The organism is Kitasatospora sp. NPDC001527, from assembly GCF_040298605.1.
In the GTDB taxonomy this organism is placed as follows: domain Bacteria; phylum Actinomycetota; class Actinomycetes; order Streptomycetales; family Streptomycetaceae; genus Kitasatospora.
In genome coordinates this window covers 132438-151255 of the sequence record NZ_JBEPAM010000010.1, presented here as the reverse complement: position 1 = coordinate 151255, position 18818 = coordinate 132438, and the positions used below count along the sequence as shown (strand labels likewise).

Annotated in this window: 12 protein-coding genes; 7 read left to right on the top strand and 5 right to left on the bottom strand. The window is 74.7% G+C overall.

The features are described 5' to 3' along the window. Positions 1 to 81 precede the first annotated feature (81 nt). From ABT238_RS13645 to ABT238_RS13635, 3 genes are all read right to left on the bottom strand, one after another. Positions 82 to 1062: a GNAT family N-acetyltransferase gene (locus tag ABT238_RS13645; protein ID WP_350561121.1), complete on the bottom strand. Its 981-nt coding sequence runs from the start codon at positions 1060 to 1062 to the stop codon at positions 82 to 84. 355 nt (positions 1063 to 1417) lie between these two features. Next, on the bottom strand, positions 1418 to 2881 hold the full coding sequence (locus ABT238_RS13640) for a hypothetical protein (RefSeq protein WP_350757414.1): 1464 nt from the start codon (positions 2879 to 2881) through the stop codon (positions 1418 to 1420). A 16-nt stretch (positions 2882 to 2897) separates the two neighbouring features. Further along, a complete protein-coding gene (locus tag ABT238_RS13635) occupies positions 2898 to 3383 on the bottom strand; it encodes a hypothetical protein (RefSeq protein WP_350757411.1) in 486 nt (161 codons plus the stop codon). 588 nt (positions 3384 to 3971) lie between these two features. Between ABT238_RS13635 and ABT238_RS13630 the strand changes: the two genes are divergently transcribed. Then, the gene (locus tag ABT238_RS13630) at positions 3972 to 4469 is read left to right on the top strand and encodes a beta-class carbonic anhydrase (protein ID WP_350561113.1); all 498 of its coding nucleotides are present in this window, start codon (positions 3972 to 3974) and stop codon (positions 4467 to 4469) included. Between the two features lie 59 nt (positions 4470 to 4528). On the opposite strand, the gene fes is transcribed toward ABT238_RS13630, so the two are convergent. Both fes and fhuB read right to left on the bottom strand, forming a co-directional pair. Further along, the gene (fes, locus tag ABT238_RS13625; protein ID WP_502891429.1) at positions 4529 to 5761 is read right to left on the bottom strand and encodes an enterochelin esterase; all 1233 of its coding nucleotides are present in this window, start codon (positions 5759 to 5761) and stop codon (positions 4529 to 4531) included. Positions 5762 to 5777: 16 nt separating this feature from the next. Next, positions 5778 to 7949, bottom strand: a complete 2172-nt coding sequence (gene fhuB / locus ABT238_RS13620) for a Fe(3+)-hydroxamate ABC transporter permease FhuB (protein ID WP_350561111.1) — start codon at positions 7947 to 7949, stop codon at positions 5778 to 5780. A gap of 154 nt (positions 7950 to 8103) precedes the next feature. Between fhuB and ABT238_RS13615 the strand changes: the two genes are divergently transcribed. The 6 genes from ABT238_RS13615 (at position 8104) to ABT238_RS13590 (ending at position 18779) form a co-directional block, all read left to right on the top strand. Further along, positions 8104 to 9141 carry an ABC transporter substrate-binding protein gene (locus ABT238_RS13615; RefSeq protein WP_350757405.1) on the top strand — a complete coding sequence of 346 codons (1038 nt, stop codon included), beginning with the start codon at positions 8104 to 8106 and terminating at the stop codon, positions 9139 to 9141. 87 nt (positions 9142 to 9228) lie between these two features. After that, positions 9229 to 10032 (top strand): ABC transporter ATP-binding protein, encoded by an 804-nt coding sequence (locus ABT238_RS13610; protein WP_350561108.1) that lies wholly within the window; start codon positions 9229 to 9231, stop codon positions 10030 to 10032. 142 nt (positions 10033 to 10174) lie between these two features. After that, positions 10175 to 11395: a PQQ-dependent sugar dehydrogenase gene (locus tag ABT238_RS13605; RefSeq protein ID WP_350561106.1), complete on the top strand. Its 1221-nt coding sequence runs from the start codon at positions 10175 to 10177 to the stop codon at positions 11393 to 11395. A 174-nt stretch (positions 11396 to 11569) separates the two neighbouring features. Next, complete coding sequence (locus ABT238_RS13600; protein ID WP_502884139.1) at positions 11570 to 12424, top strand: DUF4132 domain-containing protein; 855 nt, start codon at positions 11570 to 11572, stop codon at positions 12422 to 12424. Beyond that, entirely contained in the window at positions 12421 to 17622 is a 5202-nt protein-coding gene (locus ABT238_RS13595; RefSeq protein ID WP_350561104.1) for a hypothetical protein, read from the top strand. The genes ABT238_RS13600 and ABT238_RS13595 overlap by 4 nt, the downstream gene beginning before the upstream one ends. After that, entirely contained in the window at positions 17619 to 18779 is a 1161-nt protein-coding gene (locus tag ABT238_RS13590; protein ID WP_350757402.1) for an ATP-binding protein, read from the top strand. Before ABT238_RS13595 ends, ABT238_RS13590 begins: the two co-directional genes overlap by 4 nt. Positions 18780 to 18818 lie beyond the last annotated feature (39 nt).

Here is an 18818-nt window from a genome sequence, read left to right as displayed (position 1 = left end):
ATCACCCGTCGACGCAGAGTAGTCGAGGGTCGCCCGCGAACCAGGTCTCCAACACGCCGCCGCTCGGGGTCCGAGCCGCTCTCAGAACTCCTTGACCAGCCGCCGGTGGCCCGGCCCCCAGCGGTACCCCAGGGCGGTGTTCACCGCGACCATCGGCACGTTGCCGGCCTCGACCTCGGTGTGCGCGGTCCGCACGCCGTGGCCGGCCAGGTGCCGGGCGGCGTGCAGCTTGAGCGCCCGGGCCAGCCCGCGGCCCCGCCACGGGCGCAGCACCCCGGTGTAGTCGATCCGGCAGGCCTGCGGATCGGACACGGCGTGCACGACGGTCGCGCCGACGATCCGCCCCATGCTCTCGGCGGTGAACACCCAGTCGGGCCGCCCGCCGGGTCCGTCCAGGGCCTCGGCACGCCACGGCTCGAAATCCGGGAGGGCGTCGGCGAATCCCGGGTTGTCGCGCAGGGTCTCCCGGTAGAGGTGGTGGAGCTGCCGCTCGGGCTCGGGCGCGGTGGTGTCGGCGAGGGTGTCCAGGTGCAGGCCGGGCGGCGCCTGCGGAGCGGGCAGGTGCGCCCCGATGGAGGCGACGGCCGACCGGACGTGCGCGTCCACCCGGTAGCCCCGGCCGAGCAGCAGGCCGGTCAGGTCCGACGGGCACGTCCCGCGGGTGTGCCCCGACCTCCCCTCCCCGTCCGGGAGTTCGCCGAGCATCCGGGAGGCGCCGGCCCCGCGCGCCCAGCGCTCCAGCCCGTCGTAGAGCGGCAGCAGCCAGGCCGGCGCTCGCCCGGGTGCGCTGACCACGAGCGAGGCGAGGTCGCCGGGCGGCGTCCACGGCGCCCGCCAGGCGGTGGCGAAGGCGAGCAGGTCGCCGGAGGGGCCGGGCTGGACCAGCCGGACCCGGCCGTGCCCGGTGAGCCGCCCCCGATGATCGATGAGGAACTCGTCCGTACCCGGCAACGCCGCGTCCCGCTCCAGGAGTTCGGTCGCCGTCACGGTCGCGGGCCCCTCGGCCGACAGCAGTTCGGCCAGTGCCGGATAGTCGACGGCGGGCAGGAACGGGCGGATCACCCGTGACCGCCGTGAAGAGATAAGAGCGTCACATGTGAAACCTTACTAGCGTTCCCGCTCGCCCGGCCGGCATATTTCCGAGCGGCTTCGTGGGGCCCTGTTCAAGTGGCTCCGTGCGGTGGTCCGGGCTCCCCGCTCCGAATGGGTCCGTTTCGGGTCCGGCACGGCATGCCGGACCCGAAACGGACCGGTATGAGTGCCCGTCCGCCGCACTCCTCGTCTCGCGGGGTTGTGCCGGGCCCGGCTGTCGGGCGAAGTCGTCCGGTGGGTCTGCCGGCGTGCGCGACCCGCCCGTGGTGGGCGTGCGGCCACTCCGGGAATCGGCTGTGCGGTGACGGAACACGGTGCGCCAGGCCTAGGACTGCACTTTCGGCACGCCGCCCTTGCGGCCGATGGAGAATGCGATCCGGTAGACATCCGGGAGATCGATTCTGCCGTCCTTGCGGCGGCGCATGACGCCAAGGGCGATCAGCTCGTCGATAAGCCGCAGATAGTCGTCCGGATAGCGCGGTCCAGTTCGGACTTCTGCTCCGTTCCCGCCCGCGTTGGCGCGGGCTGCTTCCCTGCCGAGGGTGGCTGCCAGGTCCGATGCCGCCCAGAGGTCCAGGACGAGTCCTTGGTCGATCGGCACTTGCTGGCCGGCCAGGGGTTCGATGACCGTCCGGACCCACGGCATGTCCTCGCGGATCTCGTTGACGCGAGTCTGCGACGCCGATTGGACGCCCTTTCGGATTCCCTCGTGGTAGATGGCAAAGGGATGGCTCGCGTATTTCCCTCGCGTCTCGTCCACGGCCATGCTCAGCGCGTTGAGGAAGCTGCGAGGGCTCACCTGTTCGACGCCGTCCATGAGGTGGTTCGGAAGCCAGGTGTAGGTGATGCCCTTCCGGTAGTTCGCCCCCATGTAGGGTCCGGCGAGCTGGCTGAAGACGGATGCCTGCACCTGCTCGTCACCCAGCAGTGTCGAGGGAGGGAGGTGCCGCCCGGCATGCTCGGTCCAACTCCCGGTCCAGGAGCGGAACCTCGTGGATTCGGCGCTGTCGTGGTTGCCGAGGTAGTGGAAGAACAGGCCGTACAGGTTGGTGGTCGTCCACTGGAGGCTGGCAGCGTTGGAGGTCAGCTTCGATGCGTCCGGGAAGTGGAGGAGCGCGCCGTCGAACATGTCGGGGCGGATGAAGATCTTGCACCGGATGTTCTTGGTGCTGAGCCGCATCTCCAGGGCGAGCTGAAGGATGCCGGCGACCAGCCGGTCGGCCTGGGTCCGGTCGCGGTGGAGGTGCTCCAGTGCGTCGAAGAGGATCAGCTGCGTGGTTCTGGCCACCTGCGCTTCGGCATCCGCCCGCGCGATGGTGCGGTCGCGTGCTCCTGGATTGGCCCGGACCCAGGCAATACGGTCCTTCCATTCCATGCTTCCCCGGAGCTCCGGCTGCCCGAGCGTCACCAGCAGCACGGCGTTCCACAAGTCGTAGGCGCGGATGCCGTGGTCCACCAGACTCGCCAGCTCGCCGGCCCCGGGGTAGAGGTCGGGCTGCAGCATCGCGCTGTATCCGGGGGAGACCTTCAGGTTCCGGAGCCGGTCAATGCGATACTCCTCCGCCGCGACGTCTCGAAGTTGGTCGTCGAGCAGCGAGCGGCACCAGAAGGTCTTGCCGACTCCGCGGCCGCCGCGGACCACGGTGGTGTCGACATGGAGTGCGAGGCGGTGGGTGTCGGGGGTGAAGAGGTTGAGGAGCGTGGGTACGACGGTGTCCGCGTCCTGGGCGGGAGGCAGCGCGGAAACCAGCAGGTTCCGGTAGTCCTCGGCTTCAAGCGGGGCGGTCATCGCGGTCCCTCGATCATCAGGCAATGAGCGCCTGCTCGTGCAGGGCGAGAATCAGTTCCGAGGCCGCACGGCGGGCTCGGACATCAGCCTCGAGGATGGAAGAACCGTCACTGTAGCGATCATGCACGCTCCAGGTGGAGAACGGTGTCGAAGCCGTCAGGATCGAGGCGAGGGCGCTTCCGGTGCGCCCGTGAAGAAGGAGCGTCGCATCGGATATGACGTCGCCCGTGTCGGACCAGGCTTCGGGAAGATGCCCGATCTGCTTCTGCTTGCCGTTCTGCTGCGGGATGTACGGTTTGCCGGCCGGCCGTCCGCCGGGTCGGAGCGGATCCATCGATACCCGGGTGTACCTGAGCATGAGGCTCTTCAGCGCGCATTCCACGGCAAAGCCGAAATGATGGTCGGCGTTGGGCAGTCGGCCGTCATCGTGCAAGTAGACCGCGTCGTTGTGGTGACGCAACGCGGCGTCCGCGTAGTGGTCTTCCTTCGAAGTCTGTGACACGGCCTGATCCTAGGGGGACTTCTCCCGGATCCTCCAGCCTCGAAGGTCCCCGAACCCCCGAGGTGGCGGCGCCGGTCCCCGGGCGAGAGCAGTTGTTCGCCGTGCTGTCGGCGAGGTACGGGACGGAGGCCGCCCCGAGGACGGTGGTCCTGAGCGTGCCGTGGAGGTCGACGGTGTGCGACGCCGTGTCGAAGACATCCGGGGTGACGGTTGCCGGACGCGGTGCGGGTCGTGGCGTCCATGACATGACCGGCGGGGGTGGTCACCCGGTGGGGTGGAGAATGGCGGATTCGCGGGCGGGCGGGGCGTGGTGGGCAGTACGGTGCCCGCATGACCGTGCTCGTCCGCCGTCGTCACATCGACTTCGGCCGCGTCCACTCCACCGGCTGTCCGGTCATCGTCTGATCGTCCGACCACCCGGCCCGTCCGGCCGTGCCGCCCCGTGCGGGCGCCGCCGGGGCCGTCGTCCGCCCGTGCCGGGCGCGGCACTCGATCCGCGCGCATCTGTGTGCACTCGCGCGCACTCCCGCGCGCCCCCGTGTCCCGGCAGACCACGATCCGACCGCACCGAAGGGACGTCAGTCCGCCATGACCGACACCGCCACCGACCACTACCTGCGCAACAACGCCGACTACGCCACGGCCTTCGACGGGCCGCTCCCGCTCCCGCCGGCCCGACGCACGGCCGTCCTGGCCTGCATGGACGCCCGGCTCAACGTCTACGGCGCGCTCGGCCTCGCCGAGGGCGACTCGCACGTGATCCGCAACGCCGGCGGGGTGGCGACCGACGACGCCATCCGCTCGCTGGCGATCAGCCAGCGGCTGCTCGGGACGCGGGAGATCATCCTCGTCCACCACACCGACTGCGGCATGCTGACCTTCGCCGACGACGCGTTCCGCGAGTCGATCCGGGAGGAGACCGGCATCAAGCCCCCGTGGGCCGCCGAGGCCTTCGCCGACCTGGAGACGGACGTCCGGCAGTCGGCCGCCCGGATCCGCACCAGCCCGTTCGTCCCGCACACGAGCGACGTGCGCGGTTTCGTCTTCGACGTCGCGACCGGGCTCCTGAAGGAGGTCGAGCTCTGACCGACGGCGCCGACCGACGGCGCCGACCGACGGCGCCGACCGGCGGCCGGAACCGCCGGTCAGCGCCCGCCCGGTCCGCCCGGGCCCAGCAGGTGGACCAGGCCGTCGGCCAGGCCACCGCGCCAGCAGGCGTAGTCGTGCCCGCCGTTGAACTCGCGGTAGGCGAGGTCGTAGCCGCGGGCGGTCAGCACGTCGCGCAGGTGGCGGTTCTGGGCGAGCAGCATCCACTCCTGGAGGCCGACCTCGATCCAGAACCGGGCGCCGACGCGCTCGGTGGCCGCGAACCGACGGGTCAGCCACTCGCTGCCGCCGTCGAACTCGGTGCCGTCCGGCCACCAGAACGAGCCGGACTGCGAAAGCGCGTTGCCGAACCGGGCCGGGCGGCGGAAGGCGGCGAACGCGGCGGTCAGGCCGCCCGCGCTCTGCCCGGCGATCACGGTGCGGGCCGGGTCGGCGGTGGCCCGGTGCTCGGCGGCGGCCCAGGGCAGGATCCGGTCGGCGAGCAGGTCGACGAAGTCCGGGTTGCAGCTGAGGTCCTCCGGCCGGCCGGGGCCCATGGTGTGGACGAACAGGGCGACGGTCGGCGGCAGCAGGCCCTCGGCGGTCAGGTTGTCCAGGGTGTCGCCGAACGACAGCACCTCGCCCCACATCTCGCCGTCCAGCAGCACCAGCACCGGGTACGGGCCGGCGTCGGCGCGGTGCCCGGCGGGCAGGTGCACGTCGATCCGCCGCCCGGCGACCTCGGCGCGCACGGTGCGCCCGCGCGGCACGTCCCGGCGCCGCCGCGCGTAGGGCTGGGCGGGCGCCCCGGGCAGGGCGAGCACCGAGGAGGGGTGGCGCCCGTCGCGGGCGGGCAGGTGCTCGCCGGCGCAGAGCGGGTCGGGGCGGGCGCCGTCCAGCACCCGCAGCCAGTCGGCCCGCCGGGTGCCGGGGACGGCGCCGCGCACGGGGTACAGCTGGTAGGAGGCCCGGTGGTCGGCGCGCAGCCGGTAGGTGCGCGACCAGCCGCCGGCCCGGCGCTCCATCAGGTGCGGGGTGAGGTCGCCGGCGTGCCGGTCCTTGTCGGTCACGGTGTGGACGAGCGCGAGCACGGCGTCGTACGGCTCCTCGCCCGGCTCGTCGCGCAGGACGAAGGTGACCCGCCGGTAGGCCGGGTCCTCGGGGTCGGGGTCGACCAGCGGCGCGCCCTCGGCGGCCACCCGGGCCCAGAACCCGTCCCCGGTGTCCGGCTGTTCACTCTGCACGGAAAGAACTCCTCGATGGTCGAACGGGGTGGGGCGGTCGGGGTCGATCGGTCATGCGGTTCGGTCAGGCCGGGGTGCCCTTGCGGCCGAGCAGCACCCAGAGCAGGAAGGGCCCGCCGAGCACCGTGGTGACGATGCCCACCGGGATCTCGACGCCGGAGACCAGCACCCGGCCGAGGGTGTCGGCCAGCACGATCAGCACCGCGCCGACCAGCGCCGAGCCGAGCACCGGGACGCGGGCCGGGCCGGCCAGCCGTCCGGCGATCACCGGTGCGGCCAGCGCGACGAAGCCGACCGGTCCGCAGACCCCGACGGCGAGGCCGGCCAGCGCGACGGCGAGCAGCAGGCAGGCGAGCCGGACCCGGCCGGGGTCGACGCCGAGCGAGGAGGCCACGTTGTCGTCGAAGCGCAGCACGGCCAGCCGGCGGGCCACCACCAGGGCGAGCGGCACCAGCACGGCGAGGCCGATCAGCACCGGCGTGGCCACCTCGTAGTCGCGGCCGTTGAGGCTGCCGGAGGTCCACACGTACAGCGAGGAGGCCGAGCTGAGCGAGCGCCGGGCCATCGCCACCTGGATGACGGCGGAGGCGAGCGCCGACATGGCCAGGCCCACCACCAGCACCCGGTAGCCGCGCGCGCCGAGGCCGCCGGAGACGGTGGTGACCACGGCGACGGCGACCAGCGCGCCGATCGGCCCGGCCCACCAGGCGCCGAACGCGCCCGAGGCGGTGACCGAGATCAGCACGGCGGCGGTGGCGCCGTCGTTGACGCCGAGCAGTTCGGGGGTGGCGAGCCGGTTGCGGGCCAGCGTCTGGGTGAGGCAGCCGGCCAGGCCGAGCGCGGCGCCGGCGGCCAGGCCCGCGACGATCCGGCCGAGCCGGAACTTCTGCACCAGCAGCACGTCGAGGCGCTCGCCGTAGCCGAAGACGGCCCGGAAGGTGCGGCCGAGGCCGAGTTCGCTCTGCCCGGCGTGCGCGGAGACCACCACGGCGGCCAGCAGGACGGCGGCGAGGCCGAGCGCGGCGAGTGCGTTGCGGCGGGGGAGCAGGACGGACAGCGCGCCGCGCCGGATCACCAGGTCGGGCCGGGGTGCCTTCTCCTCGTCGTGGCCGGCGCGGCCGGAGGGCGCGTCGGGGGCGGTGTCGGCCATGCCGAGCGCGGCCGACTTCCGGGAGCGGACGATGGCGATCAGGGTGGGCGCGCCGATCAGCGCGACGATCACCGAGACCGGCGCCTCGAACGGGCGGGCCACCACCCGGGCGAGCACGTCGGCGCCGGTGAGCACGGCCGCGCCGACGAGTCCGGCGAGCAGGGTGAGCCGGCCGACCCGGGGGCCGGCGGCGGCGCGGGCCAGGAAGCCGGCGAGCAGGCCGAGGAAGGAGATCGGCCCGGCGAGCGCGACGGCGGAGGCGGTGAGAAGGGTGACGGCGAGCGCGACCGCGGCGCGGGTGGCACCGGGCCGGTGGCCGAGGCCCCGGGCGAGGTCGTCGCCGAGCGCGAGCGCGGACAGCGGCCGGGTGGTGAACAGGGCGACCAGGAAGCCGGCGCCGAGCACCGGGGCGAGCTGGCGCAGCGTCGTCCAGCCCTCCACGCCGGCCAGCGAGCCGAGCACCCAGACCCGGTAGCGGTCGTACGCCTCGGGGGAGTTGACGATCAGCACGCCGGTCAGGCCGCCGAAGGTGGCGCCGACGGCGGAGCCGCCGAGGACCAGGCGCATCGGGGAGCCGCCGCCCCGGCTGCCGGCGATCGCCAGCACCAGCCCGCTGGCCAGCACGGCGCCGCCGAAGGCGGCGGCGAGGTAGCCGTAGGAGGTCTGCACGCCGAGGACGGCGATGCCGAGCACGACGCCGAGCGAGGCGCCGGCGTTGACGCCGAGCAGGCCGGTCTCGGCGAGCGGATTGCGGGTGACGGCCTGCAGTTGGGCGCCGGCCACGCCGAGGGCGGCGCCGACCAGCAGGGCGGTCAGGGTGCGGGGCAGCCGCAGGTCGCCGACGACCAGGGCGAGCCGGCTGTCGGAGCGGGCGCCGTCGGTGTCCAGCAGGTAGTCCAGCACCCGGCCCGGGCCGACCTCGCCCGCGCCGACGGACAGGGAGAGCGCGGTGAGCGCGAGCAGGGCGGCCAGGATGCCGCCGGCGACGGCCCAGGAGGTGCGGCGGGACCGTTCGGCCGCCGGCGGGGCGGGGACGGGGGGATCCGCGTCGGCCGCCTCGGCGGTACCCACTTGCGACAATGTCATAAGGTAAGGCTAACCTAATGGTCATCGCGGTCGGGCAGGTGTCCGACCCGGCGTCGGATCCGTCCGGACCGCCCCTGGTTCGCGGCACCGCGCCACCGTTCCACCGCTCACCGACCGCACCGCCCGTCTGCAACACCCTTGCCCGGAGGCCTCCATGTCGACCCGCCAGAGCCCGCTCCACCCCGCCCGCCGCCGTGCGGTCCAGGCGCTGGCCGCCACCGGAGCGGCCACGCTCCTGCTCGTCGGCTGCGGCTCCTCGGGCTCCTCCGACAAGGGTTCCGCGGAGGGCTCGCCCTCCGCCGCCTCCAGCACCGCCGCGGGCGGCCCGGCGGCCGACGCGGCCGGCGGCAAGCGGACCGTCAAGGACGCCACCGGCACCGCCGTCGAGATCCCCGCCGAGCCCAAGCGCATCGTCACCCTCACCCAGGAGGACCTCGACGCGGTGCTCGCCCTCGGCCTCAAGCCGGCCGGCATCACCAACGGACAGGGCCTCAACGAGCCGCCGGCGTACCTGAAGGACAAGGTCCAGGGCATCCCGGTGGTCGGCAACCTGCTCCAGCCCGTCATGGACAAGGTGATCGCCGCCAAGCCCGACCTGATCCTGGCCGGCGACATGCAGGACCAGCAGGTGCTCAAGCAGCTGCGCGAGATCACCCCGGCCACCCTGGTCACCATGGCCCCGACCGACGACTGGAAGCTGTCCTTCCGCGGCATCGGAAACGCCGTCAACAAGCTCGACCAGGCCAACAAGGTCATCGCCGACTACGACGCCAAGGCCGCCAAGGCCGGCGGCGAGCTGGGCGAGAACAAGGGCAAGGCCGTCTCCATCGTCCGCTGGAACCCGACCGGCCCCAGCTGGATGGAGAAGAAGCAGTTCGCCAGCGGCGTCGCCCTCGACATGGGCCTGACCCGCCCGCAGGCCCAGGACAAGGACGGCAACGCCCACACCCCGGCGCTGAGCCTGGAGAAGATCAACGAGATCGACGGCGACTGGCTGTTCCTCTCCACCCTCACCGACGACGGCAAGGCCGCGCTCAAGGACGTCCAGTCCAAGCCCGCCTACCAGGAGCTGAACGCGGTGAAGAACAACCACACCGTGACCGTGGACGGCTCGGTCTGGTCCACCCGCGGCGGCCCGCTCGCGGCCGACGTCGTGATCGGCGACATCGGCAAGGCGCTCGGCGCCAAGTGACCGCCGGCGGCGGGCGCCCCCTCACCGGGCGTCCGCCGCCCGGCTCGTTCTCCCCTCCCCAGCGCATCCCGAGCGAAGGAACCCGCCATGGAGTTGACGGTCGAGGGCCTCAGGGCCGGATACGGCCCCGGACGCCCGGTGCTGGGCGGCGTGGACCTCACCGTGCCCGGCGGGCAGGTGGTCGCGATCGTCGGCCCCAACGGCTGCGGCAAGTCCACCCTGCTGCGCTCGATCGCCCGCCTCCACCGGCCGGACTCCGGGCGGGTGCTGGTCGGCGGCGAGGACGTCTGGAAGCTGCGCCCCCGGCAGGCCGCCCACCGGGTGGCGCTGCTGCCGCAGAGCCCGCAGGCGCCGGAGGCGGTCACCGTGGCCGGGCTGGTCCGCTACGGCCGCCACCCGCACCAGGGCCTGTTCCGGCAGTGGTCCGCCGACGACGAGCGGCTCACCGCCGAGGCGCTGCGGGCCACCGGCGTCGAGGAGTTCGCCGAGCGCCGCCTCGACCGGCTCTCCGGCGGCCAGCGGCAGCGCTGCTGGCTCGCCATGGTGCTCGCCCAGGACGCCCCCGTGGTGCTGCTCGACGAGCCGACCAGCGCGCTGGACCTCGGGCACGCCGTGGAGGTGCTGGAGCTGGTCCGCGAGGTCGCGGCGGGCGGGCGCACCGTCGTCATGGTGCTGCACGACCTCGCGGCGGCGGCGCGCTACGCCGATCTGCTGGTGGCGATGCGCGGCGGCGAGGTGGTCGCCTGCGGGGCGCCGCGCGCGGTGGTCGACGCGCCGCTGGTGCGGGCGCTGTACGACGTCGACAGCGACGTGCTCGCGGCCCCCGGGGACGGCGCGCCGGTGATCGTGCCGCGCGCGGGGAAGCGGGCGGCGGCCTCCCCGGTCGGCTGACGGCCGCCGCCCGGGGTCCCCCGGACGGCCGGGCGGGCGCGGCGGGGTTCGGCCGGTCCCGGTCCCGGGTGTGGTCTGCTGGACGGGCGTCCACCGGACGTCCGTGCCGCCGCCGCGCCCGCGTCCCCGGGAGGGGTCACCGATGCTCCGTCGCTCCGCCGCCCTGTTCGTCGCCCTCGTCCTCGGCTCGGCCACCGCCGCCGGCTGCTCCTCGGCCGCCGCGCCCGGGCACGCCATGGTGCCGCCCACGACGTCCGGCGCGTCCGGCGCCTCCGAGCCCGCGCCGACCACGTCCGCGCCGACGAGCCCGGCCCCGACCGCGCAGACTCCGACGCCGACCCCGACTCCCGCGCCGGGCGCTCCCGTCTCGGTGGACGTCGTGGGCACCGTCACCGACGGTCTCTCCTCGCCCTGGGGCCTGGCCGTGCTGCCCGACGGCGACCTGCTGGTCTCCGAGCGCGACGACGCCCGGATCGTGCGCGTCTCGGCGAAGGACGGCAGCCGGACCGAGGCCGGCACCGTCCCCGGCGTCACCGCCGGTGGCGAGGGCGGCCTGCTCGGCCTCGCCCTGTCGCCCGGCTTCGCCACCGACCACCGCGTCTACGCCTACTTCTCCACCGCCTCCGACAACCGGATCGCCCGCCTCGACTACGACCCGGCGCGTCCGGCCGGCTCCCAACTGGGCGATCCGGCCGTGCTGCTGAGCGGGATCCCGCACGGCTCCCGGCACAACGGCGGCCGGATCGCCTTCGGTCCGGACGGCTTCCTGTACGCCGGCACCGGCGACGCCAACGAGCGCCCGCTCTCCCAGGACCGCGACTCCCTGGGCGGCAAGGTGCTGCGGCTGACCCCGGACGGCGCCCCCGCCCCCGGCAACCCGTTCCCCGGCTCGCCGGTGTACTCGCTCGGCCACCGCAACGTCCAGGGCCTGGCCTGGGACCCGCAGGGGCGGCTCTGGGCCTCGGAGTTCGGCCAGGACACCTGGGACGAGCTGAACCTGATCACCTCCGGCGGCAACTACGGCTGGCCGACCGTCGAGGGCGCCGCCGGCCGCCCGGGGTTCACCGACCCGGTCGCCCAGTGGCACACCGCCGACGCCTCGCCGAGCGGCATCGCCCACGCCGCCGGGGGCGTCTGGATGGCCGCGCTGCGCGGCGGGAGGCTCTGGCGGATCCCATTGGACGGCGAGCGCCCCGCCGCCCCGCCGCAGGACTTCCTCTCCGGGGTGTACGGCCGTCTGCGCACCGTGGTGGCCGACCGGGACGGCACCCTGCTGCTGCTCACCGACAACACCGACGGCCGGGGCGAGCCTCGCCCCGGCGACGACCGGATCCTGCGGCTGACCGTCACCACCGGCGGCTGACCGTCGATTCCGGGTGACCGCGAGCGGTACTGGATCACCTGTTCGAGCGGTTTGAACGTGGTTCGACCCGGGATGCGACGCTTCCTACCGGTCAGTACCCCTCCCTGCCGGTTCGGTTGTCAGTGTGCCCCGTTACGTTCCTCCCATCACTGACCGACTGGGAGGAGCGCGGCCGTGGCGTGGGTGGAAACGGGAACGGGCGGATACCAAGTCGCCTTCGACGAGGAGGGCAAGGTGGTCTGCCGCAACGCGGCCGGCCGTCAGCTGAAAGCCGTCCCGCCGAAGCTGAACGACGATCCGGTGGTCGTCGGGCTCAAGCAGCTCACCGAGTGGCTGGAGGCGCACCGGCGCGGCTGCCGGGAGAGCGTCGAGCGGTGGATGGTCCGCTCGCTGCCCGTGCCCGCCGCCGTCGTCACCGCCGTCTGGGCGGACGAGGCGTGGCAGGAGGTACTGCGCGACCTGGTGGTCACCGGGCCGGACGGCGCCGTCGCCGGCTTCCTGCGCGGCGCCGACGCCGAGCGCGGCCTCGGCCTGGTCGACCTCGACGGCGACACCGTCCGCCTCACCGACGGCGAACTGCGGATACCCCACCCCGTCCTGCTCGAGGACCTCGACGAGCTGCGCGAGTTCGCCGTCGAACTCGGCGTCTCCCAGCAGGTCCAGCAGCTGTACCGGGAGGTCTGGCACCGGCCCGCGGACACCGCCGGCACCGAGGTCACCACCTACGCCGGCGGGCACTACGCCGCGCTGCGCGACCTGCTCGGCCGCTGCGCCCGGCTCGGCTACCGGGTCCGCGGCGGACACGCCGTGCTGCCCGTCGTCGAGGACGGCCGCGACCTGGAGGCCCGGGTCTGGGTCGGCGACTACTACGAGTACGACGAGTGCGAGACGGGCGCGCTCAGCTGGACCGGCCCGGACGGCAAGGTCCTGCCGCTGGCCGAGGTCGGACCGGTCGCCTGGTCCGAGGGGATGCGGATGGCCGCCGCACTGTACGCCGGCCGCACGATCGAAGGGGAGGAAGCCGCATGAGCACGACCACCGGACCCGACCGCACCACCGGTGCGCCCGGCGACAGAGCCCGTCACGAGCGCCTGCTGGAGGCCGGGGCGGTCCTCGCCCCCGGCACCCTGCCCGGCGCCGGCGCCCCCGACAGCGCCGCCGACGTCCTCACCGCCCGCACCTACGCCCACCCCGCCCTCGACGGGCGCCGCGTCGTGCGCCTGGTCCCCGGCGCGCTCGGCCCCGCCGAGGACGCCGCCGTCGACTTCCTCGGGCTCGCCCCCGCGGTGGAGCCGGTCGAGGTCGGCCAGGTCCGCCAGGAGGCGCTCGGCTTCCCCGCCTGGGCGCTGGTCCACGACCCGGCCAACGGCCACCACGCGCTCGCCCTGGTCAAGGAGATGGAGCGGCTCGCCCGCCAGGCCAAGTCCAAGCCCGGCCACGCCAAGGACGGCTTCGACGAGCTGGCCGTGCGGCTCGGCCGCGCCGTTCCGCACTTCCTGCCCACCTACTGCGAGCAGGTCGGCCGGATCTTCCTGGAACAGGGCAACCAGACCTACGCCAGCACCTTCTTCGGCAAGGCCCGCGAGGCCGAGCGCACCCACAGCCTCGCCGTCGACGAGGAGCGGCTGCGCGCCGTGTTCCTGGAGTTCGCCCTGGCCGGCGCGCTCAGCGTCAAGGCGCTGCGCCAGTACGTCAAGGAGCTGAGCACCCGGCTCGACCCGCTGACCGCCTGGCAGCGGTTCCGCCAGCTGTGCGCCGAGCGCTCCGCCGCCGGCATGGCCCCCTACGCCGGGGTCGCCGAGGACGCCCGCGCTCTGCTCAAGGCCGCCGGCCTGGACCGCGAGGAGCACGAGCGCGACCTGCTCGCCGAGCTGCTCGCCTCACCCGCCGTCAACCGGGCGCCCGGCACGTTCTGGAAGGTCTGGCACGACGCCGTCGTCGCCCTCGGGCAGCGCGACGACGCCGTCCGCGCCCGCCTCCTGCAACTGCTGCCCACCCCGTCCGGCAACGAGGACGCCGACGTCCAGGACACCGCCTGGCTCACCCTGCTCGCCGAGAGCGGCGCCGAGCGGCTGCTCACCGACCCGGCCGCCGCCACCGGCACGGGTGCCACGGGTGCCGGCGCGGACGCGGCCGGGGACCCCGAGCCGGCCGCCGCCTGGCTGCAGCGCTGGACCAACCACCTCGGCCGCGGCTGGCGCGACCGGGGCCTGAACACCGAGACCATCGGCCTGGTCACCCGCATGCTGGAGCGGCTGCGCGCCGAGGCCGTCCCGGTCGACCTCTTCACCGGGGTGCGCCGCAGCGCCACCCAGCTCGAACTCCTCGACCTGCTGCTCGCCGAGGGCGTTCCGGTCGCCGACCCGGCCGACAACCACACCTTCCTCCTCCAGCACTGGGTCGCCGCCTCCTCGGCCGACGGCCGCACCCTGGCCGCCATCGCCGCCGACCCCCGCTTCCGGCCCGCCCTGCGCGCCGCCGTCCCCGCCGTCTGGGAGACCGTCGACAGGCGGGGCCTGGCCGCCCGGCCGGTACTGCGCGAACTGTTCGTCGAGTGGTCCGACGCCCGGGCCGACGAGCTGGAGACCGTCCGCGGCCTGGAGAGCGCCGCCGCGATGCTGCGCGGGCTGAGCCCCCACCGCACCGGCATCCGTGACGAGAACCCGGCCGCCGCCCGGCGGATCGCCGGCCTCGACGTGGCCGGGCTGCTCGCCCGCGCCCTGCGGGGCGGCATCCTCGACGAGCTCGCCTGGCCGGCCCTGGAGGAGGCGCTCGTCCGGCTCGGCGCCGGCGAGGGCGACACCCCCGGCTTCGGCAGCGGCCGCAGCCTGCCCGACGGGCTGGTGCTGCAGGAGGCCTGGCCGCACCTGGTGCTCGGCCGCGGCAACCAGGTCGTGGTGGCCGGACCGCAGGGCATCGTGCTCGAACACACCCTGCGCATCCCGCACAAGCTGGAGAGCCACCAGCACGCCCACTTCCGCTTCACCGACGGCGAACTGCTGGTCGCCTGGTACCACGACGGCAAGCAGCACGCCTACTGGTCCGGCCGGCCCACCGAGACCTTCGAACTCGGCGGCGAGAACATCGCCCGTTACTACGGCGGCAGCGACGAGATCAACACGGCGTCCATCCCGCTGCCCGGCGGAGGGCGCACCGGCGGCCACCGCCCGCTGCACGTCGGCGACACCCAGGTGCCCGACCAGGACCACGTCCTCTCCGACGGCACCGGCCACTGGGCCGGCCGCTGGAACCGCGGCTACGTCCTGCACGAACTCGACGCCGCCACCGGCACCGTCGGCCGCGTCTCCGAGCCGCCGCGGATCGCCGCCGGCGCCGCGGCGGGCCGCCTCGAACTCAACCGCACCAGGATGCTGCCGCTCCAGCCCGGTCTGGAGGACACCCCGCTCGGCACCGACGGCACCGTCCTCGGCCACTGGGTGCGGATCGACGGTTCCCGGGTCACCACCGGAACCGCCGACGGGACCACGCTCGTCCTCGACAACTCCGGCGGCCGGATCCACCCGTGCGCCCGGCTCGCCCTGCCCGGTGGTGGGCGCCCGCTGGTTCAGGAAGGCCACCAGCACCACCTCGTCCTCGGCCTGCCCACCGAGGACTCCGCGACCGAGGGCACCGTCACCGCCGACCCGACCGGCCGCACCGCCGATGTCGAACCCGGCCGCCCCGGCGGCCTGGACGCGGCCGGCACCGCCGTCGTGCCGCCGCTCGCCCACTGGCACGCCCTGCGCCCGCGCGACGAGCAGGCCTCCACGGCGCTGCGCACCGTCACCGACGAGCAGGCCGCCCGGCTCATCGACGCCGCCTGGCCGGCCGACGCCGAGCCGGTCGCCGCCGCCGATCAGCGCTGGATCACCGTCCAGGGCGTGCGCCGGCCCGTGGTCAGCAGCGGCAAGGCCGCCGAGGACCTCCCGCTCGACGCCGTCGCGCAGGCCCTGCCGGGCATCACCCACCGGCGCGTGCTGGCCGGCGTCACCGGCCTCGCCCGCGCCGCCGCCAACCTGCTCGACACGGTCGCCCGCTACCTCCCGCAGCCCGAGGACGCCCCCCGCACCACCGGCTCCTCCGGCGCCCCGAGGTACGCCTACCGGCCCGAGCACGGCACCGACTACGAGCTCGGCGAGGCCGCCACCCTGCTGCTGCCCGGGATCGGGGGCTTCGGCCGCTCCTGGGACCGCAGCGTCAACTACCGCGTGCTCAACAACCTCCGGACGGTCACCGCCGTCCTCGCCGAGCCCCCCGCGGCCGACGGCGACGGCTGGAGCACCCCGCAGCAGCTCGATCTGCACGGCGACGAGACCCACCACGGCTGGCTGCACGCACTCGGCCAGGTCGGCGTCCTCGCCTACGCGGCCGCCGCCCCGCTCACCTCCGACGAGCACCGGGCCTCGCTCGTGCTGCTGCTCGCCGAGCTCACCGCCGGGCCGCTCGCCGACCGCGGTGCCACCCTGCGCCAGATCCGGCTCACCGAGCCGCTCACCGAGGGGCTGAGCAAGGAGGACAGGCACGAGCGCCGGGCCGGCCAGGTCTGGCGGCACGGCGAGCGCACCGTGATCATCCTCGGCTGCAGCCACCACATCGACGACCAGGTCTTCTGGCTCGCCGCCGACCACGACCCGAGCGGCGAGTTCGGCCCGGTCGCCCACTTCGGCACCGCCTTCGAGCGCACCACGGAGGAGAGCGTCACCGCCGCCTGGGTCGCCCGCTTCACCGCCCTCCTCGCCGAGCGCGGCGCCATCACCCACCGTGCCGACCGCGCCGCCGACTTCGGCGAGCGCACCGGCATCGGCGCCGTCCGCTCCACCCTGCTGTTCAGCCCCACCGACGCGCTCATCCAGTGGTACGGCGCCGGGCTGCCCGCCGAGGCGCTCAAGGAGTACGGCCTCAAGGCCGCCGAGGCCAAGGCCGCCCGCAACTGGCTGCGCGGGCACGAGCGGTCCGTCCTCGCCGAGACCTGGGCCGCCCTGCTGCCCGAGGACCCGGAGGAGCTCTGGACCACCGGCCCGGACAGCGCCGCCGGAGCCGCCCGCTGGATCCAGCGCCTCGGACGGATCGTCACCCTGTCCGACCAGGACCAGGCCGCCGTCAGCGGTGCGAGCGTCCAGCGGATCGAGGAGATCCTGAACGCCGCGACCACCCCCTGGCTGAGCCGCACCACCCGCCAGCGGCTGACCCCCGTGGGGGACGCCGGCAAGCTCAGCCTGCTGCCCGAGGACGCGGACGCCCTCCCGGACTACAGCACCCTGTCCGAGTTCGCCGACGCCCTCGCCTGGCTCGCCTACCGGCTGTCCTGGAACAGCCCGCTGCGGGCCCTGCTCGCCCCGGCCGTCCGGGCGCTGCGCACCCGCCTGGCCGACCCGGGGCTGCTGCTCGCCTTCGACCTGCGCCGCAACAGCAAGGGCGAGCCGCTGGCCGCCGTGCTGCGCACCCGCTTCGGCCTGCCCGCCGAGGGCGGCGCCGACGCCGACGGACTGGTCCGCTGCGGCGAGGCCGTGGTGCTGTCGCCCGGCCACGACGAGGCGGAGTACATCTGGTGGCGCCCCGCGGGCGTCAGCGGGCCGCAGGACCCGGCACTGGAACTGCTCACCGGCCTGGCCGAAAGCCACTGGCTCGCCCGCCAGCGGTCCGTGCTCGCCGCCCTCCTGGACGGCGGCCTGGACCGGCTGGCCGCCCTGCCGGACCTCCCCGGGACGGCCGACGCCGGCGACACCGGCGCCGGGGCCGACGTCGGGGCCGGAGCCGACGCCGGGGCCGAGGTCTGGGCGCACCACCCGCTGCTCACCGTGCCGGAGCTGGTCACCGAGGTCGCCAAGACCCACGAGCTGGGCGAGGACGCCGCCGTCGTCTACCTCCAGCTGCTGGCCCTGCCCGACCCCACCGACCGCAACGTCGCCCGCTGGACGGGCTGGAAGCCGGCCCGGCTGAAGAAGGCACGCGCCGAACTCCTCGCCTCCGGGCTGGTCGTGGAGGCCAAGCGGGCCCGCGCCGGGCGCACCCTCTTCCTCCCCGGCGGCTGGCAGGAGGCCAAGGCCCCCGGCCTGCCCGTCGAGACCTGGAAGGCCGGCCTCTACCCGCTGCCCACCCACCACGCGGCACTGCCGAAGCTGCCCGTCCCGGAGCTGTTCACCCGGGCCTGGCAGCGCGTCACCGACGGGGACGCCCCCGGCTTCGAACAGCTCCAGACCGGCAAGCGCAGGAAGGCCCGCCGATGACCACCACCACGTCCACCTCCACCGCTGCGCCGGGGTCCGCCGCCCGGCAGGTCGTCCTGCCGGAGGAGCGCTACGCCGCCGAACTGGAGTTCCTCGCCGCGTACGACTCCGGCCCGCGCCCGCCCGGCTGGCGGCTCACCCCGCGCGCCGTCGTCACCTTCGTGATGGGCAGCGGCGGCGAGAAGCTCAAGGCCGGCCGCAAGAGCCTGGCGATCGAGCAGAAGTTCGTCGGCGAGCGGGCCCTGGTCGAACGCTGCGTCGTCACCCTCGCCGGCGAGCGCGGTCTGCTGCTGGTCGGTGAGCCCGGCACGGCCAAGTCGATGCTCTCCGAGCTCCTCGCCGCCGCCGTCTGCGGCAGCAGCGCGCTCACCGTCCAGGGCACCGCCGGCACCACCGAGGACCAGCTCAAGTACGGCTGGAACTACGCCCTGCTGCTCGCCAAGGGTCCCAGCCGCGACGCCCTGGTGCCCTCGCCGGTGCTCACCGCGATGACCACCGGCGCGGTCGCCCGCGTCGAGGAGGTGACCCGCTGCCTGCCCGAGGTCCAGGACGCCCTGGTCTCGCTGCTCTCCGAGCGGCGGGTCGCCGTCCCCGAACTCGCCGGCACCCCCGACGGCCAGCTGCACGCCGTCCCCGGCTTCACCCTGATCGCCACGGCCAACCTGCGCGACAAGGGCGTCAGCGAGATGTCCGCCGCCCTCAAGCGCCGGTTCAACTTCGAGACGGTCGGCCCGATCGGCAGCCTCGCCGCCGAGGTGGACCTGGTCCGCCGCCAGTCCACCGCCGCCGTCGCCCGCGCCGGCGCCGCCTACGCGGTGGACGACGCGGTGCTGGAGGCCCTGGTCACCGCCTTCCGCGACCTGCGCACCGGGCGCTCCACCGAGGGCTGGGACGTCGAGCGCCCCTCCACCGTGATGAGCACCGCCGAGGCCGTCTCGGTGGCGACCGCCCTCGGCGTCACCGCCGCCTACCTGCCCGACGGCGGCGACCTGCTCGGCCGGCTGCCCGGCCAGCTCATCGGCGTCGTCCGCAAGGACGACCCCGCCGACGCCGCCCGGCTGCTCGGCTACTGGGACGGCCCGGTCCGCCGCCGTGCCGAACAGGGCGCCGCCACCTGGCGCACCCTGTGGGACCTGCGCTCCGCCCTGGAGCACTGAGCCCCGGCCGGCCCGGCGCCCGCCGCGGCGCCGGGCCGG